This is a genomic window from Cucumibacter marinus DSM 18995, from assembly GCF_000429865.1.
Classification (GTDB): domain Bacteria; phylum Pseudomonadota; class Alphaproteobacteria; order Rhizobiales; family Devosiaceae; genus Cucumibacter; species Cucumibacter marinus.
In genome coordinates this window covers 25,862-44,969 of sequence record NZ_AUCR01000014.1, presented here as the reverse complement: position 1 = coordinate 44,969, position 19,108 = coordinate 25,862, and the positions used below count along the sequence as shown (strand labels likewise).

The 19,108-nt window shown below is 61.3% G+C and carries 18 protein-coding genes; 11 read left to right on the top strand and 7 right to left on the bottom strand.

Annotation, left to right across the window (positions count from 1 at the left end; all coding sequences use genetic code 11):
- Position 1 precedes the first annotated feature (1 nt).
- The 6 genes from G489_RS0109385 to G489_RS0109360 all read left to right on the top strand — a co-directional run bounded on the left by G489_RS0109385 (position 2) and on the right by G489_RS0109360 (position 5,235).
- Positions 2–1,168 carry an ABC transporter ATP-binding protein gene (locus tag G489_RS0109385; protein WP_029041334.1) on the top strand — a complete coding sequence of 389 codons (1,167 nt, stop codon included), beginning with the start codon at positions 2–4 and terminating at the stop codon, positions 1,166–1,168.
- 9 nt (positions 1,169–1,177) lie between these two features.
- Complete coding sequence (locus tag G489_RS21815) at positions 1,178–1,816, top strand: TetR/AcrR family transcriptional regulator (RefSeq protein ID WP_081691489.1); 639 nt, start codon at positions 1,178–1,180, stop codon at positions 1,814–1,816.
- Between the two features lie 65 nt (positions 1,817–1,881).
- On the top strand, positions 1,882–2,796 hold the full coding sequence (locus tag G489_RS0109375) for an NADP-dependent oxidoreductase (RefSeq protein ID WP_029041332.1): 915 nt from the start codon (positions 1,882–1,884) through the stop codon (positions 2,794–2,796).
- Between the two features lie 187 nt (positions 2,797–2,983).
- Positions 2,984–4,123, top strand: a complete 1,140-nt coding sequence (locus G489_RS19865) for an alpha/beta hydrolase family protein (protein ID WP_245578863.1) — start codon at positions 2,984–2,986, stop codon at positions 4,121–4,123.
- Entirely contained in the window at positions 4,116–4,421 is a 306-nt protein-coding gene (locus G489_RS0109365; protein ID WP_029041331.1) for a subunit of meta cleavage enzyme, read from the top strand. The genes G489_RS19865 and G489_RS0109365 overlap by 8 nt, the downstream gene beginning before the upstream one ends.
- Positions 4,414–5,235 (top strand): DODA-type extradiol aromatic ring-opening family dioxygenase, encoded by an 822-nt coding sequence (locus G489_RS0109360; protein ID WP_035872193.1) that lies wholly within the window; start codon positions 4,414–4,416, stop codon positions 5,233–5,235. The genes G489_RS0109365 and G489_RS0109360 overlap by 8 nt, the downstream gene beginning before the upstream one ends.
- 148 nt (positions 5,236–5,383) lie before the next feature.
- On the opposite strand, the gene G489_RS22875 is transcribed toward G489_RS0109360, so the two are convergent.
- Positions 5,384–6,253, bottom strand: a complete 870-nt coding sequence (locus tag G489_RS22875; protein WP_342667639.1) for a hypothetical protein — start codon at positions 6,251–6,253, stop codon at positions 5,384–5,386.
- A 224-nt stretch (positions 6,254–6,477) separates the two neighbouring features.
- Between G489_RS22875 and G489_RS0109350 the strand changes: the two genes are divergently transcribed.
- The 5 genes from G489_RS0109350 (at position 6,478) to G489_RS0109330 (ending at position 11,924) form a co-directional block, all read left to right on the top strand.
- Positions 6,478–7,392: a MurR/RpiR family transcriptional regulator gene (locus tag G489_RS0109350; RefSeq protein WP_029041329.1), complete on the top strand. Its 915-nt coding sequence runs from the start codon at positions 6,478–6,480 to the stop codon at positions 7,390–7,392.
- Positions 7,393–7,662: 270 nt separating this feature from the next.
- Complete coding sequence (locus G489_RS0109345; protein ID WP_162142420.1) at positions 7,663–8,934, top strand: extracellular solute-binding protein; 1,272 nt, start codon at positions 7,663–7,665, stop codon at positions 8,932–8,934.
- A 96-nt stretch (positions 8,935–9,030) separates the two neighbouring features.
- Complete coding sequence (locus G489_RS0109340; protein WP_029041327.1) at positions 9,031–9,948, top strand: carbohydrate ABC transporter permease; 918 nt, start codon at positions 9,031–9,033, stop codon at positions 9,946–9,948.
- Positions 9,949–10,001: 53 nt separating this feature from the next.
- Complete coding sequence (locus G489_RS0109335) at positions 10,002–10,808, top strand: carbohydrate ABC transporter permease (protein ID WP_162142419.1); 807 nt, start codon at positions 10,002–10,004, stop codon at positions 10,806–10,808.
- A 6-nt stretch (positions 10,809–10,814) separates the two neighbouring features.
- The gene (locus G489_RS0109330) at positions 10,815–11,924 is read left to right on the top strand and encodes an ABC transporter ATP-binding protein (protein WP_029041325.1); all 1,110 of its coding nucleotides are present in this window, start codon (positions 10,815–10,817) and stop codon (positions 11,922–11,924) included.
- Positions 11,925–12,004: 80 nt separating this feature from the next.
- On the opposite strand, the gene G489_RS0109325 is transcribed toward G489_RS0109330, so the two are convergent.
- The 6 genes from G489_RS0109325 to G489_RS0109300 form a co-directional block, all read right to left on the bottom strand.
- The gene (locus G489_RS0109325; RefSeq protein WP_029041324.1) at positions 12,005–12,562 is read right to left on the bottom strand and encodes a hypothetical protein; all 558 of its coding nucleotides are present in this window, start codon (positions 12,560–12,562) and stop codon (positions 12,005–12,007) included.
- A gap of 3 nt (positions 12,563–12,565) precedes the next feature.
- Positions 12,566–13,390 carry a polysaccharide deacetylase family protein gene (locus tag G489_RS19855; protein WP_051332485.1) on the bottom strand — a complete coding sequence of 275 codons (825 nt, stop codon included), beginning with the start codon at positions 13,388–13,390 and terminating at the stop codon, positions 12,566–12,568.
- Positions 13,391–13,392: 2 nt separating this feature from the next.
- Entirely contained in the window at positions 13,393–15,591 is a 2,199-nt protein-coding gene (locus G489_RS21810; protein WP_051332484.1) for a glycosyltransferase family 2 protein, read from the bottom strand.
- Positions 15,584–16,354 carry a glycosyltransferase family 2 protein gene (locus G489_RS19845; protein WP_245578861.1) on the bottom strand — a complete coding sequence of 257 codons (771 nt, stop codon included), beginning with the start codon at positions 16,352–16,354 and terminating at the stop codon, positions 15,584–15,586. The genes G489_RS21810 and G489_RS19845 overlap by 8 nt, the downstream gene beginning before the upstream one ends.
- 460 nt (positions 16,355–16,814) lie before the next feature.
- On the bottom strand, positions 16,815–17,846 hold the full coding sequence (locus tag G489_RS0109305; protein ID WP_029041323.1) for a BamA/TamA family outer membrane protein: 1,032 nt from the start codon (positions 17,844–17,846) through the stop codon (positions 16,815–16,817).
- Complete coding sequence (locus tag G489_RS0109300; protein ID WP_035872192.1) at positions 17,843–18,979, bottom strand: GNAT family N-acetyltransferase; 1,137 nt, start codon at positions 18,977–18,979, stop codon at positions 17,843–17,845. The genes G489_RS0109305 and G489_RS0109300 overlap by 4 nt, the downstream gene beginning before the upstream one ends.
- Between the last annotated feature and the right edge of the window lie 129 nt (positions 18,980–19,108).

Sequence of the window (19,108 nt, the reverse complement as noted above, 5' to 3'; positions counted from 1 at the left end):
TATGGTTCAGATCAACTTCAAAGACGTCGCCAAGCGTTACGCCGACGGGACCGATGCCGTGCGCAGCCTCAACATCGACGTGAGAGACGGCGAGTTTCTGGTCATGGTGGGGCCCTCGGGCTGCGGCAAGACCACGGCCCTGCGCATGGTGGCGGGGCTCGAAAGCATTACCGGTGGCGAGCTTGTGGCGGGTAACCGCGTCATCAACAATCTGGCGCCCCGGGACCGTAACTTCGCCATGGTGTTCCAGAATTATGCGCTTTATCCACATATGACGATCTTCGAGAACATCGCATTCCCGCTTGAATGCGAGGGTGTCGCGAAGGCGGAAATCAAGAAGCGCGTAGAACATGTGGTGGGGATGCTCGATCTCGAGCCTCATCTCTACCGGAAGCCCAAAAGCCTGTCGGGTGGGCAGCGCCAGCGCGTGGCCATGGGACGCGCAGTCATCCGCCGCCCACACGCATTTCTGATGGACGAGCCGTTGTCCAATCTGGACGCCAAGCTCAGGGTGCAGATGCGCTCCGAGATCACCCAGCTCCAGCACGATCTCGGCACGACGACGCTCTACGTCACACACGACCAAGTCGAGGCCATGACCATGGGCGACCGCATCGCAGTGATGAACAAGGGCGTACTGCAACAGGTCGGCACGCCGCTGGAAATCTACGAGCGCCCCTTGAACATGTTCGTTGCCGCTTTCGTCGGCTCGCCATCCATCAACCTGTTGTCGGCCCGGCTGGAGCGGACCGGTGACGGTGTCATCTGCGTGGTGGGCGAACAACGCTTCGGCATCGGGGCTACGCCGGAACTCGAGGCCTGGATCGACCGTGGCATTGTCTTCGGTGTGCGTCCCGAGGATGTCTCGCTCAGATCGGATGCTGCCGGCAAGGGGGCCACGCTCAAGGCGGAATTTGTCCTGTCCGAAATGGTGCCGCCCGAACAGCTCGTTCACCTTGACCTCGGCGCCGACGTCGTCGTTGCCGCGACGGAGGAGTTCGATGGTGACGGCACCCCGCGAAACCTGCAGAATGGCAAGATAATCGCGCGCATCCCCAGCGAATATGCGATTTCACCTGGCACCGGCGAATGGGCGATCAGAAAGGGCCATTTCTTTGATCCGGCCAATGGTGCCCTTATTGCAAGTGTAAGGTTCGATCTAAACTGACGAGATGAAATGGTGGCTATGCAACCCAAGGAAACCGTGCCGACAACCCGCCGGGAAAGGAACAAGGCGGACAAGCTGCAAAGAATTCGGGACGCGGCGTTGGCGCTGTTTCTGACCAAGGGATACGACGCTGCGACCACCCGCGAAATCGCCAAAGTCGCCGGGGTGGCCCTCGGTACGCTGTTCGTCTACGCGGAAAACAAGCGCGATCTGCTGTTTCTCATCGTCAATGATGACCTCGAAGCCGTGATCGATGAAGCCGAACTGCTGGTCAATTCCAGGCGCGGCTTTGTCGCCAATGCTGTCGCCGTCGCCGAGCTGCACTTCTCGCGTTTTGCACGCAAGCCCGACATTTCGCGGCTCGCCCTGCGGGAAATGTACTTCTACGACACCGGCACCCAGTCCATGCGCTTCCATCAGACCAGGGTGGATTTGAGGGGCATTTTTACCAAGATCGCGACCTACAGCACCGAAACCGGCGAGACCAGCTGTGACGATGTCGGCACGGTGGGCGACATTCTCTTCGCCCTCTATCAGGTGCAGGTCAGAACGTTCCTCAACGACAAGGAACTGGACATCAACAAGGCACGCAAGAACTTCAAGGCGCAGTGCGAACAGCTGATCAACGGGCTGCGGCCGCGGCCGTAAAAAGCTGGTCCCCAGGGTCCTTGTTGTTCTTCGACTGCGTGCCACAACTCTGACAAGGAGGTCCCATGAAGGCCGTTCGCCTGCAGGCATACGGGGATGTTGACCAATTCAAGCTCGAGGACGTGGCCACACCTTCGCCCGGTGAGGGTGAAATACTCATCCGCGTGCTGGCCTCGGCGGTCAATCACCTGGATCTCTTCGTGCGCAAAGGCCTCAGGTCGTCGCAGTTCCCGATGACCCTGCCCGCCATTCTGGGCGGCGACGCAGCCGGAATCGTGGAGACCGTCGGTCCTGGTGTGAACGGATTCGCTGCTGGCGATCGCGTGATTGCCCATTTCAGGCCGCTGGGCAGGGGCCCGCATGCCGAATTGGCGGTGGCGCCGAGGGAAGGGGTCGCGCACCTGCCTGAATCGGTCGATTTCCTGCAAGGCGCCGCCCTGCCACAGGTCGGCCTGACGGGGCGCCAGATCGTCGACGTCATCGAGCCGCAAGGCGGCGAGCGTGTGCTCGTCGCCGGGGCGGGCAGCGCTGTCGGCCGCGCCGCCTTGCAGTATCTCCAGGAACTCGGGGCGACACCTGTTGCCGCTGTCCTGCCCGACGAGATGGAGGAGTTCCGCGCCCTGGTGGGTGAGGTGATCGACATCACACTGCCGCCCGCCGAAGCCGCGTATGACAAAGCCGTGGTCACCGTGGCTCCGGCCATCGAGAATGCTCTCGGCCATGTCGTTTCGGGCGGCAAGATGGGAGCCCCGATTCTGCGACCGGAAGGACAGCGCGAGGACGTGGAATATTTTCGCATCGCCCATTTTGACGACCCGCGCACGCTGCAAAGGGTCGCCGACGCCGCGGGGAGAGGAGATCTGGTGATTCCGATCGCGGCCGTCTTCCCGCTGGAGAATCTTGCCGATGCCCACAAGGCCCTGGCTCGGGGCGCGCGCGGCAAGATAGTGATTCAGCATTCGGCGTTTCCGCCGCAATAGTCCCGCATCCGGCCGGACGTCCGGCCTGCCGCATGCTCCCGGATTTCCGCGAAATTAACCCCCCGCAAAGGCCGTCGGGAGGCGGCCGTGACGTGGCGCAAGCCCCTGTTTCTGGCCGAAATGTGGATTGCCAATGCCAGGGAAGTCTGATTTATTGAACGCGTTCAAAAATGTGAGGGAGGCGAGCTTGGGCGAATTACAGGGGCCGAGGTCTCTTGAGGACGCAAAGAAGTGGATGCTCGACCGCCTGCAGCGGCGCGTACACCCGTTGGGACTGACGGATGTCGAATGTACACGCGCCGTCATCAACGAACTCGAAGGGCTCGATGGCGAAACCTGGGCGCGCGCCTGGTCGAAAGAGGGGGAGAGGTTTTTCGCTCTCGCCACCGATCTCGAGGCGCGCGGCGAAACCGGTAAAGCGCGCGATAACTACTACCAGGCCTATGGGTTCTTTTTTCTCGCGCGGTTCCCCTCGCCGACGCACCCGGACAAACTGGCCGCGTATCAGCGCGAGCTTGATGCCTATGCCGCCTATGGGAGGCTGTGCACGCCATCCCTCACGGTCCATAGACTGCCCCTGGAAGGGGAGGGCGAGGTCACCTTCTATTTTCGCCAGCCCGCCACGGGCGGTCCGTTTCCCGCCGTCGTCATGTGGGGCGGTGTGGATGCCTGGAAAGAGGAAATGACAGCACTCAGCGAGGCCTTCCTCGCCGAAGGCATCGCAACAATCGCCCTCGACAATGTGGGCACTGGCCAGTCGCCGATAAAGGCGGACCGCTCGGGCGAGCGACAATTCCTGCCGGTGCTGGACTGGGTGGAGGCCAATAGCGATTGCCGCGATGGAGCACTCGCCATTCTCGGCCGCTCATTCGGCGGGCACTGGGCCACCAAGCTGGCCCATCAGTTTCCCGGCCGTTTTCGCGGCGCGGTGAACTGGGGCGGTGGCGTCCACCACATGTTCCAAAGGGACTGGATTGAGAAATCGCGGTTTCCCGACACCTATCTCATGGACCTCGTCGAAACACGCAGCCGCATGCTGGGCGCGACCAATGACGAGGAATACGCCCTGGGGTTCGAACAGCTCTCCTTGCTCGACCAGGGCCTGCTCGATGGGCCTTGCGCCCCGATGCTGCTGGTCAATGGCCGCAACGACACACAGTGTCCGCCTGCCGATATCGACATCCTGCTCGACCACGGCGACCCCAAGGCGGTGCGCCTGTTCCCCGGCGGTCACATGGGCTTCGGGCCACACACCGTGCCGACCATTGTGCGTTGGGTGAAGAAACAACTTCTGTTCTGGGACCAAGCGGAGACCGATCATGTCTAACTGGCGGCAATTGATGCCCGATACCAGGGCCTATCTGATGGGAAAGGTTCTCTACCAGCTGCATCATACCGAAGGCGATCTCGAGAAATATCTCGACGATCCGGATGCCTATCTGAACCGGTTCGGCCTCGAGCCGGACATGGCGCGCGCCATCCGCGACAACGATGTCGCCGAGATCTACAAGAGCGGCGTCAATCCCTACCTGCTGAGGGCGCACTGCATAGGGGTGAATATTCCCGAGGACGAATCCCTTAAGGCGTTGCGCAGCGTCCTCGAGGAGAACAACCATAATGGCTGAGATCAGCGGAATTTACGTGGCCAGCCATACGCCGGTGATGCTGAACTTTCCGGACCGCATACCCGAGAAACTCAGAACCGAGATCTTCGGTGCCTACAAGGCCATGGGCAACGACTTCGCAGCCGGTTCGCCAGACCTTTTGATCGTGCTCAGCAACGACCATCTGCACAATTTCTTCCTCAACAATTTCCCGGCATTCTGCATCGGTTGTGCCGAGCAGTACGAAAGTCCCATCGAGCACTGGCTGAACGCCAAGCGGCGCATGTTCACCGGCGATCAGGCCTTTGGCAGCTATCTGCTGCAGGCTGCGCTGGAAGCCGATTTCGACCCGGCTTTCTCCATGGAAATGACCCTTGACCATGGGTCGCTGACGCCGCTCGAACTGGCGGGGCTCGACCCCAACCTGCCGGTCGTGCCGGTGCTGATCAACTGCGTGCAGCCGCCAATGCCCACCATGAAGCGATGCTACAAGCTGGGTCAGTTCCTGGCCGAGGCGATCGCGGCCTACGACAATGTCGAGCGGGTGGCCATCCTGGCAACCGGCGGCATCAGCCACGATATTGCGACGCCCCGGATGGGCATGGTCAATCAGGAGTTCGATGAACGCCTGCTCGATCTCATGGAGGCCGACGATATCGACGCGGTGCTCGATCACGCCAGTTCGCAGGTCCACACTGCCGGCAATGGCGCGGAAGAAATCCGCATGTGGATGGCGGCGATGGGTGCCGCGTCCGGGCGCCAGTTCAAGCGCACCTACTATCGCAGTGTGAACGACTGGTACACCGGCATCGGCATCGGCCATTTCGTCGGCTGAAGTCTGTCGGCGTCGGGGCCGAACCGGCGCTTTGTCTCTGACATCCGGTTCCACGCAAGGGTCTTCGCGGGCGCACGCGGCTTCTCGTGGAATCGCAGTGTGGGCAGCAAGTTGCTTACCCAGGTGGCGGTGGGTTTCCGTCGGCCGGTCAACCCTCGGTGCCGGACCAGAAGTCCAGCCTGATCAGCGCTCCACCGGGCAGCCCGGCCGACATCACCACGGGCTCGGGCGCGCCGATGGGGAGGGCGGCCTGGAGCATGGGTTGGACTGAGGACCAACTGGTGAGGTCATTCAGCACGACATCGATCCGCAAAAGCTGTTCCGGAGCGCCGCCCCCTGCGCATAGCTGATCAAACGCGCGCTCGATGGCGCTGCGGGCTTGTGAACGGAGATCGGCGTCCGGCTCCGCCGGCAAACCCGTGGCGACCACAAGGCCGGGCCGGCCTGGCCCGGACCCTTCGGTCCGGGGCGAGGGGCGCAATTGCGGAAAGGAACTGGCAGTGCCGTCTGGATTGAATTTGGGTACCGACGCCGGCGTCCCCATCGGGTTGGGCAGATAGCCGATAAATGATGCGATCAACCAGCGGCCCTGGCGCTTCTTGCAGAAGTAGATCGTCTGCCAGTTGAGAACCTCAACCCCGCCATCAGCCAGCGCGATCGTGCCGTCGAACTTCTTGTGTGCGACGGCGAATGAACCATTGATCTCGATATCCCTGAGCGTCGTTGCCCGAAAATGCGCCTCCACAGGGTTCTCAGCATATTCTGTCTCGGCAGTCTGTTTGGCGAAGGCCACCCAGTTCGCCGCATAGGCATTGAGGTCGCCAAATGCAGCACTCCAGGAATCGGGGTTGCCTGAATTCCCGCTGTTCACGCCGAAGAATTCTTCGCGCAGGAAATCGGCCTCATGCGCTGACCAGTCCTGCGCCGCAAAGGCGGTGATATCGCGCCGAACCAGCATTTCCCACAACTCGAAACGGTCTGAGTCAGCCACGTTGAACGGGTTTTCCACCTTGTGCATGCCCAATCCCCTGTGCAGGCAGTTCGTCACTTGAGGTAGTTTTACAACATTTCAGCGTGCTCGGGTCAATGAATTTGCGAAATTATGCACCGTATCCGACCGGATCGTCGAAAAAGCGTAGCAAAATAACGTAGTATCGTGATATTCGGGGGAGGGTTGGGTGGCAACGTTGTGCGCGTAATTGTTCTACGCCAAACCGGCAGATAGATTGCGGACGGAGTGTTATGGAAGACGGGTCGGAACAGGACGATACCGAATTGGCCGAATCCGCAGATCCGAAGCGCAAGCTGATGGACCGCAGAACGGAGATCCTGCGGGGGTTTCCGATCCGTGCCAGTCAGGATGTTCTCGATCACCTTCGCCAGCTCGTCCCGCGGCTGCACCGCGCCGAACAGGAAGTCGCGCGCATTATTCTCGATGAACCCCAATGGGTGATCAACCAGCCGATCAAGGCGCTTGCGCATCGGGCAAAGGTAAGCGAGCCGACAGTCATGCGGTTGTGCAGAAAGCTCGATCTTGAAGGGTTTTCAGCGTTCAAGATCAAGCTGGCCCAGGATCTCGTCGTATCCGACATGCTGGTTCTGGCCGAGGATTCGACCCAGTCCGGACACACATCGATCGCCGAACGGGCGCAGAAACGGGCGGCGCAAGCCATGCATGGCACCGTCCGTGCGTTGACCGATACCTTGCTGTTCCGGGCCGGGGAGCTTGTGGTTTCTGCCAATCGGGTGTTTTGCCTTCCGCTCGAGGCCCAGGCCCTGCACATGGCAGAGGATGCACAGAACCGGTTGTTCGGGCTGGGGATCGCATCCCAGACCGTCACCGATCCGCTCCGGCAAGAAGCGGTCGCCAGCGCGGCGGGGCCGGGGGATCTGTTCGTGTTCTTTGCCACCGATGGTGGTCGGTCGTCGGGCAAGGAAAGTGCGGAAAGCGCCAAGCGGAGCGGTGGATCAATACTGGCGCTGGTGCCCGGTGAGCATGAGCTCGCCGGGATCGCCGATCTCCTTTTGCCCATGGACGGGCTGAGTAATCGAAGTGGAGAGCGGCGCGCAGACGAGATCCTGCACGCTCAGCTGCTGGCGGTCACCTGCCTCGAATCGGCGACCCGAAACGTGCAGCAGGCCCGCGCCGCCGAATAGCACCCGAACTTCCCGGGTTGCCACGCCCCGAATTTAAGTTTTCCAGCCGAACTGTTTGGGATCGCAGGTCATTTCTGCGGGTTCTACCTAGCCTATTGCGCATAGTGAAATTTTGCGATATCGATAAACACGTTGCTAAACTACGTCAAATCGGCGAAGCGAGGCAAATCCGGAAAACCAGGGGTTTTGGCCGGTTTATCAACGAGGGAGGACAAAATGAGGATTGAATTCGCTACGCGCGGTAACAGAATTGGGCGTGTTGGCAGGTTGATGAGTAGTAAAACTCCGTCACTTTGCCGCACTGGTGTCGCTTCCGTGCTGGTCAGCATGGGTCTTGCCATTTCAATCGGCACTGGCGCGATCGCCGACGATCACCTGTCCGGTGACATCACCATGATCAAGGGCCCGCATTCGGCTGACGAACATCGCTTCGAGCAGATGATCATTGACGACTTTGCTGACGTCGCCCCGAATGTGAGCGTGAATTTCACGACGTATGACTGGGCCAACATGAATGCCCAGCTGACCACGGGATTTGCCAGCGGCAATCCGGCCGATGTTCTCTACCTGGTCGACCTGATCTACCCCAACTACATCGAAGGCCGTGCGCTGCACGACATGAGTGCCCTGGTGGCAGACCCCGACTGGGCGGGCGAGCGGGCGGCGATTGCACCGTTTGCCTGGGACCTCGCGACATCCGACGAAGGCGTCTGGGGCGTGCCCGTGCTCGGCGCGGTCTACAATATCTTTATCAACAAGGACCTGCTCGAAGCCGCCGGTGTGGCCGACACCTGGCAGAACTCCTATGCCGACATGCTCGATGCGGCCAAAAAGACGACTGCGGGCGATGTCTACGGCTTTGCAGCCCGCACCCGGACCGCGGACTTCGCCTTTTGGGACTGGCTGCCCTATGTGCACAATGCGGGCGCAGATCTTCTCAATGATGATTGGTCGGGCTGCGGCCTCGCCGGCGCGGGAGCGGCGACCCAGCACCTGATCGATCTGCATCAGGCCGGCGTCACTCCGGCCGTGGGCTCCATGGGTACTCAGGAGCCTTTTGACCTCTTCAAGGCCGGCAAGATCGCCATCCTTCACGGCGAGACACCGCAAATCAATGAACTTCTTGCCAACCCGCCGGCCTTTGACTGGGACGTCGCCATGGCGCCTCCGGGCGAGAAGGGGCAAACCGTCATGGGCAATTTCGGTATCCTGTCGATCGCCGAAGCGAGCGAGAACAAGGATGCCGCCTGGGCATTCATTCAGCACTGGGCATCAGGACCGCAGGTCGGACGCTTCGCCGAGCAGGTCAGCCTGCAAGTGGTGCGCGAAGACATCGTCGGCGATCTGTTCGCGGACAACCCGGCGATGAGCAAGATCCAGACCGAGTTCGTCCCCCGCGTGAAGGGCATCCAGCCCCATCCCCAGATCCTCAAAGTCCTGCAATCGATCTGGCCGGTGGCCGAGGAAGCCTATCGCGGCAACCTCACAGGCGAAGAGACCATCGGTAAGATGTGCGAGATTATCGACGGGATCGTCGGCTGATGTGAGGAGGTGCGGGGAAGGGCAGGGGGGCATCCTTCTCCGCACCGTCGCTTTGTGCGGCCAATCGGGAAGATCGATGAACAGGGAACGGACGAGATGAATTCCGGCAATCGGATTGCTGAGGCGGAGCACCGCCGCTTGAAGGCAAGCTACAAACGGCGGCGAAACATCGTCGCCCTGATCTTTCTGCTGCCCAACCTCGTCTTCTTCCTGGGGTTTCTTCTTTTGCCCGTGATCTCGCTCTTCTGGCAGACCTTTCACGATGGTGGCGTCCTGTCGCCTATGCGGTTTGTGGGATTAGAGAACTGGCGCAAAACCTTCGCCGATCCCCTGGTTCTGACGACAATCCGCAACACGATCGTCTATTCGCTGATCGCGATTCCAGCAGTCTTCCTCCTGGCAATGATCGTCGCTCTCGCCATGCGGACGGCGCAACATGGCCGGAGCTTTTTCAAGGCGGTCATCTATTTCCCGACGCTTCAGCCGGTGCTGATCGCGGCCCTGATGTGGACCTTTGTCTTGCATCCCGATTTCGGCGCACTCAATCTCGTGATCCGCATCTTCACCGGCGAGCCTGTGAACTTCCTCGGCGACCCCAATCTCGCCTTGCCGACGATTGCGATGGTGGAGGTCTGGAAAGGACTTGGGTTCTGGGCCCTGCTGTTCTTTGCTGGTCTGGCGGCGTTACCGACCGAGATATTTCAGGCGGCGGAACTCGACGGTGCGGGACCTGTGCGCCGCTTCTTCCAGCACGCCTTGCCGTTGATGAAGCCGACCTTCTTTTTCTCGGTGATTTTCGCAACCATCGTCAATCTGCAGCTCTTCGACTCGGTGTTCGTGCTGACCGATGGCGGGCCGTCCAACGCGACCGCTACGGCGACCTGGTACGTCTATCGCAGCCTCTTCACCTTCAATGAACCGGGCTTCGGCGCGACGCTCGCTTTTGTGCTCGTGGCGGTCGTTCTCGTCCTCACCGCGGTTCAGACAATCCTGCTCAAGGGAGGTGGCAAATGATCGCCGGGCTATTCCGCAGGCGGCCGGCCCGCTCGCTTCGACCGACCGTTTCGATGCTCGTAATGTCTTATGGGGTGCTGGCCATCGCCTGCATCGTGTCGCTCGTTCCGTTCTTCTATGTGCTTTCGACATCGGTCAAACAGACACGGTCCTTGTTTTCCTATCCCCCCGACTGGATCCCCGAGACCCTGTTCTGGGGCAACTATCAGAAGATCCTGTTCGAGCATCCGTTTCTGATCTGGACCTTCAACACCTTGTTCGTGGCGCTGGCGGTCACCCTCATCAAGCTGCTCATCGATGCCATGGCGGCCTATGCGCTGGCCAAGCTGAATTTCACCGGCAAGGCTGCGCTGACAGGTGTGTTGCTGATGTCGGTCGCCATTCCGGTCGCCGCTTTGATCATTCCGCTGTTCTTCCTGATCCGCGACCTGGGGCTGCTTAACAGCTATTGGGCTCTTATCCTGCCGCCGCTGGCCAACCCGCTCGGGATATTCATGATCCGCAGCTTCATCGTGTCGCTGCCGGATGATCTCGGTCACTCGGCCCGGCTCGATGGTGAAGGCGAGTTTGGCATCTTCTTCAAGATCATCCTGCCGCTGATCAAACCCGGCCTGGTGGTGCATGCGATTTTCACTTTCATGCTCCAATACACCAATTTCCTTTGGCCGCTGGTTGCGATTCAGGACGAGCGCAAGCAGGTGCTCACTGTCGGAATCTCCAGCCTCAAGGCCAACTTCGTCGTCGATTGGGGTTTGATCAGCGCTGCCGCGCTTCTCTCGGCGGTTCCCATCACATTGTTGTTCATCTTCCTGCAACGGTTCTTCCTCGCGCAGAATCTTGCCGGCGCGTTCAAGGGTTAGGTCAGCATGACACAGAAGACTCCCGGCCTACATCCGGCCATCGAATTTGTCGGTGCGAGCAAGCACTACGGCGACCTCAAGGTCGTCGACGACCTTTCCTTCAGCATTGCCCAGGGCGAGTTCGTTGCCCTGCTCGGACCTTCCGGATGCGGCAAGAGCACGCTCCTCAAGCTCATCTCGGGCATCGAGGACCCGACGGGCGGAGAGATCTATGTGGATGGAAAGCTGGTGAATTACACTCTGCCGCGCGACCGCAATGTGGCGATGGTGTTCCAGAACTATGCGCTCTATCCGCATATGAGCGTTGCCGAAAACATCGCCTATCCACTCAAGACCGGCCTCAAGCGCAGCGTGCCCGCCAAGGACATCGCCAAACGGGTGAAATCGGTTGCCGCTGTCGTCGATATCGCCGACCAGCTCGAAAAGCGCCCTGAGCACCTGTCGGGCGGTCAACGTCAACGGGTCGCACTGGCGCGCGCTATCATCCGCGAACCGGCCGTATTCCTGATGGACGAGCCACTGTCCAATCTCGATGCGCTGCTGCGCGACGACATGCGGCATCAGCTGATTTCACTGCATCGCAAGGTTGGCCGCGCAACGGTCTATGTGACCCATGACCAGCTTGAAGCGATCACCATGGCGGATCGGATCGTGGTTCTGAACAAGGGACGGATTCAGCAGGTGGGTACGCCGGCAGATGTCTTTCAAAAGCCCGCAAATACATTCGTTGCCAATTTTGTCGGCAGTCCCAGCATGACCATGCTGTCAGGTCAGGTTGTTGCGCGCGACGGCCGGGTGATTACCGGGGACGGGGTCGAATTCACCACTGCGCCGATGCCTGATGTCGAGATTGGACAGCCCGTGACGATCGGGTTGCGGCCCACCGATGTCGGTATTGCCGAGGGGGGCAAGGGTGAGGGTGAGCTGGCGGGCCTGATCGAGACCATCGAATACACCGGGCCGGACTATCTATGCAGCGTAAGGCTCGACCAGCGTACGATCGTTCGTGCCAGACTGAACGCCTTGCGGTCGCCGGAAGTCGGCGACGAGGCCACTGTCAGAATTGCGCCTGAGCATGTCCATATCTTCGACGAACACGGTCGAAGGGTGAACTGAACGCCGCAAGCAGCGGGCAAGCAATGCTTCACCTCTGCGAAACTGCGTCCTGCCGATCGCCGGATGCGCGTCCGCACAGTCTAAGGTTGCAGCGAGATAACCGAGTTGCTGTCCGATACGAAGCCTGCCGGCGCCAGTGACTTGGTCCGATTGGTACCCAGCAGCGTCACGCTCTGGCTGATCACAGTGGCTTGGGCGAATGTTTTCGGGCGCGGTCGGACAAATGCCGGGGCCGAGACATCCGGCAGCAGGTTGGGAGCGACACCGTCCGGCAGGCTGTCAAACTCCGTCAGGCCGCCAGGTGAACTGCTGTTCTCCGGCGCACCAGGAGCGGCGTCCGCAACCACCAGCCCCGAATTGGCCCCACCGAGATCGGGACTTCCCGGTTCGCACTGGTTCACCACGAACTCAACGCGGATATCGTCCGCGGCGCCCGCGGGGCTCGCGGTGTCACCCGTGACGGCATCATCGGCGCTCTGCCCGATCGGTGCTGTCGTTGCCATCTTGGAAAGCCATTCAAGGATCGGGTTGTCCGTCGAAAGGCTCGATGCCGTCGACACGGAACCCAGCCAAAGGCCCGATGCGAGGAGCAAGGGGCCAGCCAGACGCGTGGCCAGTTGATTGATCGTGACGATCATTGTTCAAGCCTCCATGGGTTTGGCGGGTCCTGTGGAGCGAGGCCCGGCCAGCATTGACCGGAGGCCGCGCCAGCCGCGCCAGGCGCGGATCTTCCAGGAAGTGACCGGGGCCGCCCTGCGCAGGTCTTTGCCGGTCAGATACCGGGCAAGCGTCTCTTCGGTCTCATTCTCTGTCATGATGATCCGGGCATGAGCAAAACGGTCTTCCGACACACCCGAAAGCGCATGGGCCACCCGGACAGCGGAATCGAACCCGCTCTGGTTGACCAGTTCGCGTACGGTCTTTGAGGAATAACCGTGCGGATAGGCAAAGCTGCGCACCTTCATGCCGGTCTTGTCTTCGATCAATCTCTTGCCGCCATGGATTTCATGACGCGCCTCTCTGGGCGAAAGCAGGTCGAGCTGAGGATGGGTCAGCGTGTGGGCGCCCACCTCGACATTCCGGTGCTTGAGACCCGCAATGCCTTGCCAGTCCATCATCGGGCGGTCGCCTTCCCCGAGGTCAGACAGCCACCGCGCGGTCCCGCCGACGTAGCCCGCCGCGACATAGAGCGTAGCGGGGAAGCCAAAACGATCGAGGATCGGAAGCGCATGCTGCTCGAAATCCGCCAGCCCGTCGTCAAAGGTGATCGCCACCGGCCTGTCCGGCAGTGTGCCCTTGTCGATGGCATCGGTTAGCCCGGAGATGGTCATCGGGGTCATGCCCAGGCCATCGATAACACGCAGATGGGCCCCGAAAACCTCGGGGCCGACACACCAACGCGCATAGGCCGGAGCGCAGCGTGCATCAATGCTGTGATACATCAGGATGGGAATGGGCCCTTGCATGCTCAGTTCCCCTTCCAGACAGGGTTTTGGGCGAACTTTGCTGCGCCCTCGCTGCGGCTGGCATGCAGGGCGCGGCGGCTGCGCCAATAGGCGAGCGGACCGCCGAGAATGCCCTTGAACTCGGCGCGCACGAAACGGCGCGGATAGGCAACCGGCAGGCGTTGCATCTTTTCGGATTTGCCGCCGAACAAGTGCTGCAGCGCCAGCGGCGCCATTGCGATCAGGCGGAGCCCTGCAAGCGGATGATCGAGCATGGCCTTGGTCAGATAGGCGCCGAGTCCCATGCCATAGCCATGGGCTTGTCGCTCCATGCCCTCGGCACTGCGCCGGTGGTGATGCCAGACCAGCGCATCCGGTGTGTAGACCACGGTGAAGCCGGCGCGGACCGTGCGCAACAGGGCGTCGAGATCATCGCCGCCTCGGGCAATTGTGCCTGCACCCAGCGCGGGGTCGAAAGATCCCAGCTTTTCAAGAGCCTCGCGGGAGAATGCCATGTTGGCGCCCGACCCCATCATGCCCGCGGTAAAGGGGAACAGAGGCGAACGGGGTTTGTTGTCGGCCAGATCGAAGAGCTGCATCTGTGTGCCCTTGAGGAACCCGCCATGGGATTCCGTCCAGTACTGCGCCTCGGTTTCGAGTTCCGCCGGCAGAATGGCCCCGGTGACCGCACCAACCTCCGGTGCTGTGTCGAATGCCTCCGCGATGCGGCTGAGCCAGCCGCGATCCACCAGAACATCGTCGTCGGTGAAGGCAATCAGCTCCCGGGTGCAGCCGGCCAGACCGGCATTATGCGCCCGCGCCAGGCCCGGTTGGCCTTCATGCACATACTGAACCCGGGGGTCGTCACCGAACTCGCGATCGATCAGGTCCCGGGTGGCGGACGTCGAAGGCGCGCTGTCGACGATGACCAGTTCGAAATCGGGATAATCCATGGCCAGCACGGAACGGACGCAACGCGCAAGCATGTCCGGGCGGTCCCGGGTGGCCACGATCACACGGGCGGGACGGGTCGCCGCGGCCGGAACCGGGTAGGCGGCCGGTGCCGTCGGGATCACGGCCTCGATGTCTCGGCGAAGCTGATCGTCGGACACGGCCTCGCCATAGGTCGGGATCTCGATCGTCGTGACCAGCCGTGACTGTTGGCGGACGACACAATGCAGCGCGCCATAGGTCTGGCCGTCTTCATTGGCCGATTGGCGCGCGGGCAGGGCGCGGGAAAGCTCGACATCGAGAACCTGGCGCGGCAGGTACCGCGCCTCGGGCGTGACAGGTTTCACCCCGGACAGGCGCGACCAGAGATAGGATGTGCCTGCAGCGAACAGGCCAGTGACGATCGCCGCGGATCTGTGCAGGCCCCAGCGGTTCCTGCCACTGATGAATTGCCCCAGATTGCGCAGGACCGCCCCGCCAAGCGTGTTGAGGGCATAGCTGCGTTCACGCGAAAGGCCGCTGCCGCGGATCGCGCCGGCTGCGATCATAGCCTTGGAAACACCCTCGGCCCGGCACCTTCTGACGAAATAGGAGAAGCGATCCCGCCCGGCATCGATCCGGTGCGTCACCTCGGCGCCGTCGATGAAACGCAGCCGGGAGGCGGGAAACATGGCCCGGGCGCGACGGGCCAGCTCGGTCTCTTCACAACCGGCAGCATTGCCGCCGCTGCGGCCAAGGTCTTCATCAAAAAGACCTGCCAGCACAAGGGCATTGCGGCGGTACGACATGTTGCAGCCGATCAGGTTTTCGGTGCTGCCATCCGTGATCTGCTCGCCCTCATAGGAGCATCCCACAACCCAATCGAATTCGTGAGGCCACCAGGCAGGCCGCTCGCTCGGCCAATCCGGGTGGATCGGGCCGCCCGCCCCGAGTGTGAACTGCGAGCTGTATGCCTCTTGCAGTGAGGCGAGCCAGTGCGGCGACGCCAGCGCATCATCGTCGAGAAACGCGACGACAGAGCCGCTGGCGGCCAGAACGCCGGTGTTCCGGGCGCCCGAGAGCCCCTTCCGTCGATCGTTCGAAATCACGCTGACGTCAGGACGGGCTTCGGCGATGCGAGTCTTGAGCGGTTCGTTGTGGTCGACCACCACAATGATTTCGTGCGCAGAGGCTGACTGGTCGCGCACGGAATCGACGGCGTCGATGAGCCGGTCCAGACGGTCGTCATGACAGGTGCAAATGACGACCGATATGGCGGTCTCGTTACTCATTCGGCATCCCGATATGGCGGTTCCAGCCCGCATTCGGCCGCGTGAAATCGATGCGTCGGCGCGGGCGAGCGGTTCGGTTGGGATTGGGTTGCAGTCCCATCGTGATGATGGTGCGCAACACGCGCCAGCCATCGGGAATGGTGCGCAGGTTGGATTTTCCGTGAATGCGCGGATGCTCGAGGCTCGCGACTTCCTGAACCTGAAGACGCTGGCGCAGAACCTGAATGTTCATGCTGGTCTCGACCTCGAAACCATCAACCTTTTCCAGGTCGATCTTGTCCAGCACGTCGCGCCAGAACGCGGCATAGCCATAACAAAGGTCGGTGTAATGGCCGCCGAACCGGAAATTGACCAGCTGCATGAGGCCCCAATTCCCGAAGCGCCGGTACCACTCCATGTCATCGGTGCCGCCGCCCTGCAAAAAGCGCGAGCCCTTCACGAAATCCGCGCCTGACATCAGCGTACCGACATAGGCCGGGATTTCCTGCGGATCGGTCGAGCCATCGGCATCGATCATGACGATGATATCGCCGCGAGCGGCACGGAAGCCTGCACGCAGGGCCGCGCCTTTGCCTTTGCGGTCCTGATTGACCACGATGATTTCGGGCAGGATGGAGCGGGCGACTTCGACGGTACGATCCTTGGAATTGCCGTCCACCAGAATGACTTCATGAACCCAGTCGGGAATCCGCGGCAATACGTGCTCGAGGTTCTTTTCTTCGTTCATGGCGGGGACGACCACACTCACACGCGCCAGGGACAAAGGAAGCGCTTCCCTGCTCCGTGATCGAGGCTTGTTGATCGAATGCATTGCGACCTCCTTCAGTCCGGCCAGGGGGACAAGGTTTCCGTCCCGGCTGCGGCGGCCCCACAGGATCTGTGCAGTCGACGCGGACAACTATTGCTGGCAAAACTGCCGATTGGTCGCAGATTTACGAATTGTTAATGACGATACAACCGATACAACTATAGATGGTGCATATTAATAGTTAATAGATAAAGTTGTATCTAAATAGTGTCTCATTATTACTTGGTGTCGAAAAGGAAGTGTTCCATTCTGGAAAGAAACTGTTCCATTTCGGGACACTTGAGTCGGGATCGCCGCCTCGGGAGCCCGGCATCCGGGTTGCGCCAGGCAGTCTGGGAACAGGAACGGAGAGGGGAGTTGGATATGTCCCGCTGACGTCAGGCGGGTCGGCTCAATGACCGGGGGTGGACGATTGTCAGCCGAGCGTGGCGGCGCGCAGAATGACCACGCCGATCGAGGCGAAGGCGAGAAGACCCGCAGGAACCCGGAACATGATGAGGTGTGTGAGCGGACGCCGATCACGCCGAAATCCTGTGATCATACCAAGAGCAATCACCAGCAGGGCCGCCGCGAACACGCCGACACCCGTTCGCGCGATCGGGTCGTCGAATATCGCCGGGGGATCGTGGCGGGCGCTGACCACGAGATCGAAGGTGCCGCCTGGCGCCGGCCGGATTTCGAGATCGCTTCGATGGACATGCGGGAGATCGTTCAGGGCGGCCCGCATGGTGTCAAACGCCGACCGTGTAAACGGCTCCCCGGGCGAATATGGCGTCAGCGCAAGCGCCGCGTCTTTCAGGTCCGCGGGAACATCGGACACATCGGTTTGCCTGAACACGGCCGCGATGCCCGGAGCGATGGTGATGGACAGTTGCGCCGTCGCATTCGCCGGATCGGGCAGGTAAGTGGCCGAGACGATCTCTGCAAACGAAAAGCCGGATTCGGCGGCCTGCCACTCAATGCGGTCGCGGGCTTCGGCGAGAATGTCGGCATTCGCCGGCTGCCCTTCTGCAAAAAGAGCCGCATCTTCCAGCCGGTCGGTCAGGGCGCTGTCCGCAGCACCTTCGACGCTGATCTCGACGGGGCCAATGACATAGAACGGGCCAGGACTGATATTGACCCGCAGCGCGCCATTGCCCGCAGGTTCCATGACCGGAGCCTCGATGCTCAAATCTGCGTCGAGGTATCCCACGGCAATCAGAAGATCATTCAGCCTTGCTTCTTCGAGCGCGACTTCGGCGGGGCGCTCTCCTGCCCTCAACGCACGGCGGATGCCGGCGTCGCTCAGCACTTCGGGCAGGTTTGTGCTTTGGTCGAGTATGGCGCGGAAATCAGGCGGGACAATTGCGCTCTCCTCGGGCGCCGCCTCCTGCGCATGCGCAAAAGGCGCGGGCAGAAGTGCCAGCGCCAGCGCGAATGCGGCGAGGAGGTGCGGGGCAGGTTTCACTGTACCGTATCCTTAAAGCCGATCAACTTCTTGACGGTCTCTCGCGCCGCCCGGTCGATTTTCGAAATTGGCAGGCGCTCGAACTGGTATTCGGCATAGTCGACCGGCACCGCTCCGAACTTCTCCTTGAACCGGGCCAGGGTCGCCGATGATCCGGTTTCCCCCATGTGATAGTGGGAACAACCGGCCTCGGCTGCGCAACGGATGGCATGGGTTTGCAACAGTTCGTTTGCGCCCGAATTGCCGACCAGAGAGACATCCATAGCACCGCGGGAATAGTTGGCATTGCGGCCAAGCAGAAGAATGACACCAGCCATTGGTTGCCCGTCCTTGCGCGCAATGCCGACCTGAAAGCCTTCGCCCAGCGCCGATGCGGCGGCTTTCATTTTGTGCAAGGGATCGCGGCGCCGACCGCGCCAGCGCGCCAACCAGGCCGGCTCGTTCTGCTTGGCGGCCCAGCGAACGAGTGACTGCTCGTAAAGCCCGTAATAGGTGTCGAGCAGGGCCCCGGTTCCGTCAAACTCGATCGAGACGCCGTTTCTTTCGGCCTTGGCAGCCATCCGGCGGCAGCGCGAATTGAACTTCTCCGCGCGCACGGTCTCGAAGCCCGGCGTGAGATCGAGAATATGGGCTCGCCGATCAATACGCGTGACCTCAACAGGGGCTGCGGCGGCCCAGATGCTGTCGTGCCGGGGATTGGGCCTGATGCGAACCGAAAGCAGCCCGAGGCTCTTCAGATCTTCGAACACGGCCCTGACCAGATCGCCGGTGGGTTCGGTTTCGCCAATAAGGCCGCCAATTCCCCAGGCCGGGGGCATCGAGTACGCACTGGACAATCGCCGGGGCAGACGCGCCTGACGCAGGAGGGGCAGAACAAAGTCTGCGCCATCGGCCGTGCGGTAATGGCGGGTGATGCTCATAAACCCTGCCGACCGGCATGCTGCGTCTGCCCATTCGGGAGACTGGTAGGGAATGGCCTCCGGGTCCGCTTCCATGAGATGTTGCCAGATCGAGCGAGACGCTTCGCCAACCCGAACCCCGCCGGGTAGCGTTTTCGGCTCCATCATCGATGCTCTCACGCGCATGGTCGCCAGATCTGATCGCTTGACGGCATCAGTCGGCTGTACGGTCATGAAGCATCTCCTGTGGGGCGGTGTCCTCCATGTTTGCGGGATGGCTGCCAAGGGCAACGCAATCCTTAAATTAACGTAAACAGCAAGGCTCGCGCACAACCGGGCCGCCAGGGACTATTGTGCAATGCG

Excerpts from the sequence above, each read along its gene's own strand:
- G489_RS0109385 (WP_029041334.1), top strand. The coding sequence starts at position 2 with ATGGTTCAGATCAACTTCAAAGACGTCGCCAAGCGTTACGCCGACGGG.
- G489_RS21815 (WP_081691489.1), top strand. The coding sequence starts at position 1,178 with ATGGTGGCTATGCAACCCAAGGAAACCGTGCCGACAACCCGCCGGGAA.
- G489_RS0109375 (WP_029041332.1), top strand. The coding sequence starts at position 1,882 with ATGAAGGCCGTTCGCCTGCAGGCATACGGGGATGTTGACCAATTCAAG.
- G489_RS0109365 (WP_029041331.1), top strand. The coding sequence starts at position 4,116 with ATGTCTAACTGGCGGCAATTGATGCCCGATACCAGGGCCTATCTGATG.
- G489_RS0109360 (WP_035872193.1), top strand. The coding sequence starts at position 4,414 with ATGGCTGAGATCAGCGGAATTTACGTGGCCAGCCATACGCCGGTGATG.
- G489_RS22875 (WP_342667639.1), bottom strand. The coding sequence starts at position 6,253 with ATGCACAAGGTGGAAAACCCGTTCAACGTGGCTGACTCAGACCGTTTC.
- G489_RS0109350 (WP_029041329.1), top strand. The coding sequence starts at position 6,478 with ATGGAAGACGGGTCGGAACAGGACGATACCGAATTGGCCGAATCCGCA.
- G489_RS0109345 (WP_162142420.1), top strand. The coding sequence starts at position 7,663 with ATGAGTAGTAAAACTCCGTCACTTTGCCGCACTGGTGTCGCTTCCGTG.
- G489_RS0109340 (WP_029041327.1), top strand. The coding sequence starts at position 9,031 with ATGAATTCCGGCAATCGGATTGCTGAGGCGGAGCACCGCCGCTTGAAG.
- G489_RS0109335 (WP_162142419.1), top strand. The coding sequence starts at position 10,002 with ATGCTCGTAATGTCTTATGGGGTGCTGGCCATCGCCTGCATCGTGTCG.
- G489_RS0109330 (WP_029041325.1), top strand. The coding sequence starts at position 10,815 with ATGACACAGAAGACTCCCGGCCTACATCCGGCCATCGAATTTGTCGGT.
- G489_RS0109325 (WP_029041324.1), bottom strand. The coding sequence starts at position 12,562 with ATGATCGTCACGATCAATCAACTGGCCACGCGTCTGGCTGGCCCCTTG.
- G489_RS19855 (WP_051332485.1), bottom strand. The coding sequence starts at position 13,390 with ATGCAAGGGCCCATTCCCATCCTGATGTATCACAGCATTGATGCACGC.
- G489_RS21810 (WP_051332484.1), bottom strand. The coding sequence starts at position 15,591 with ATGAGTAACGAGACCGCCATATCGGTCGTCATTTGCACCTGTCATGAC.
- G489_RS0109300 (WP_035872192.1), bottom strand. The coding sequence starts at position 18,979 with ATGACCGTACAGCCGACTGATGCCGTCAAGCGATCAGATCTGGCGACC.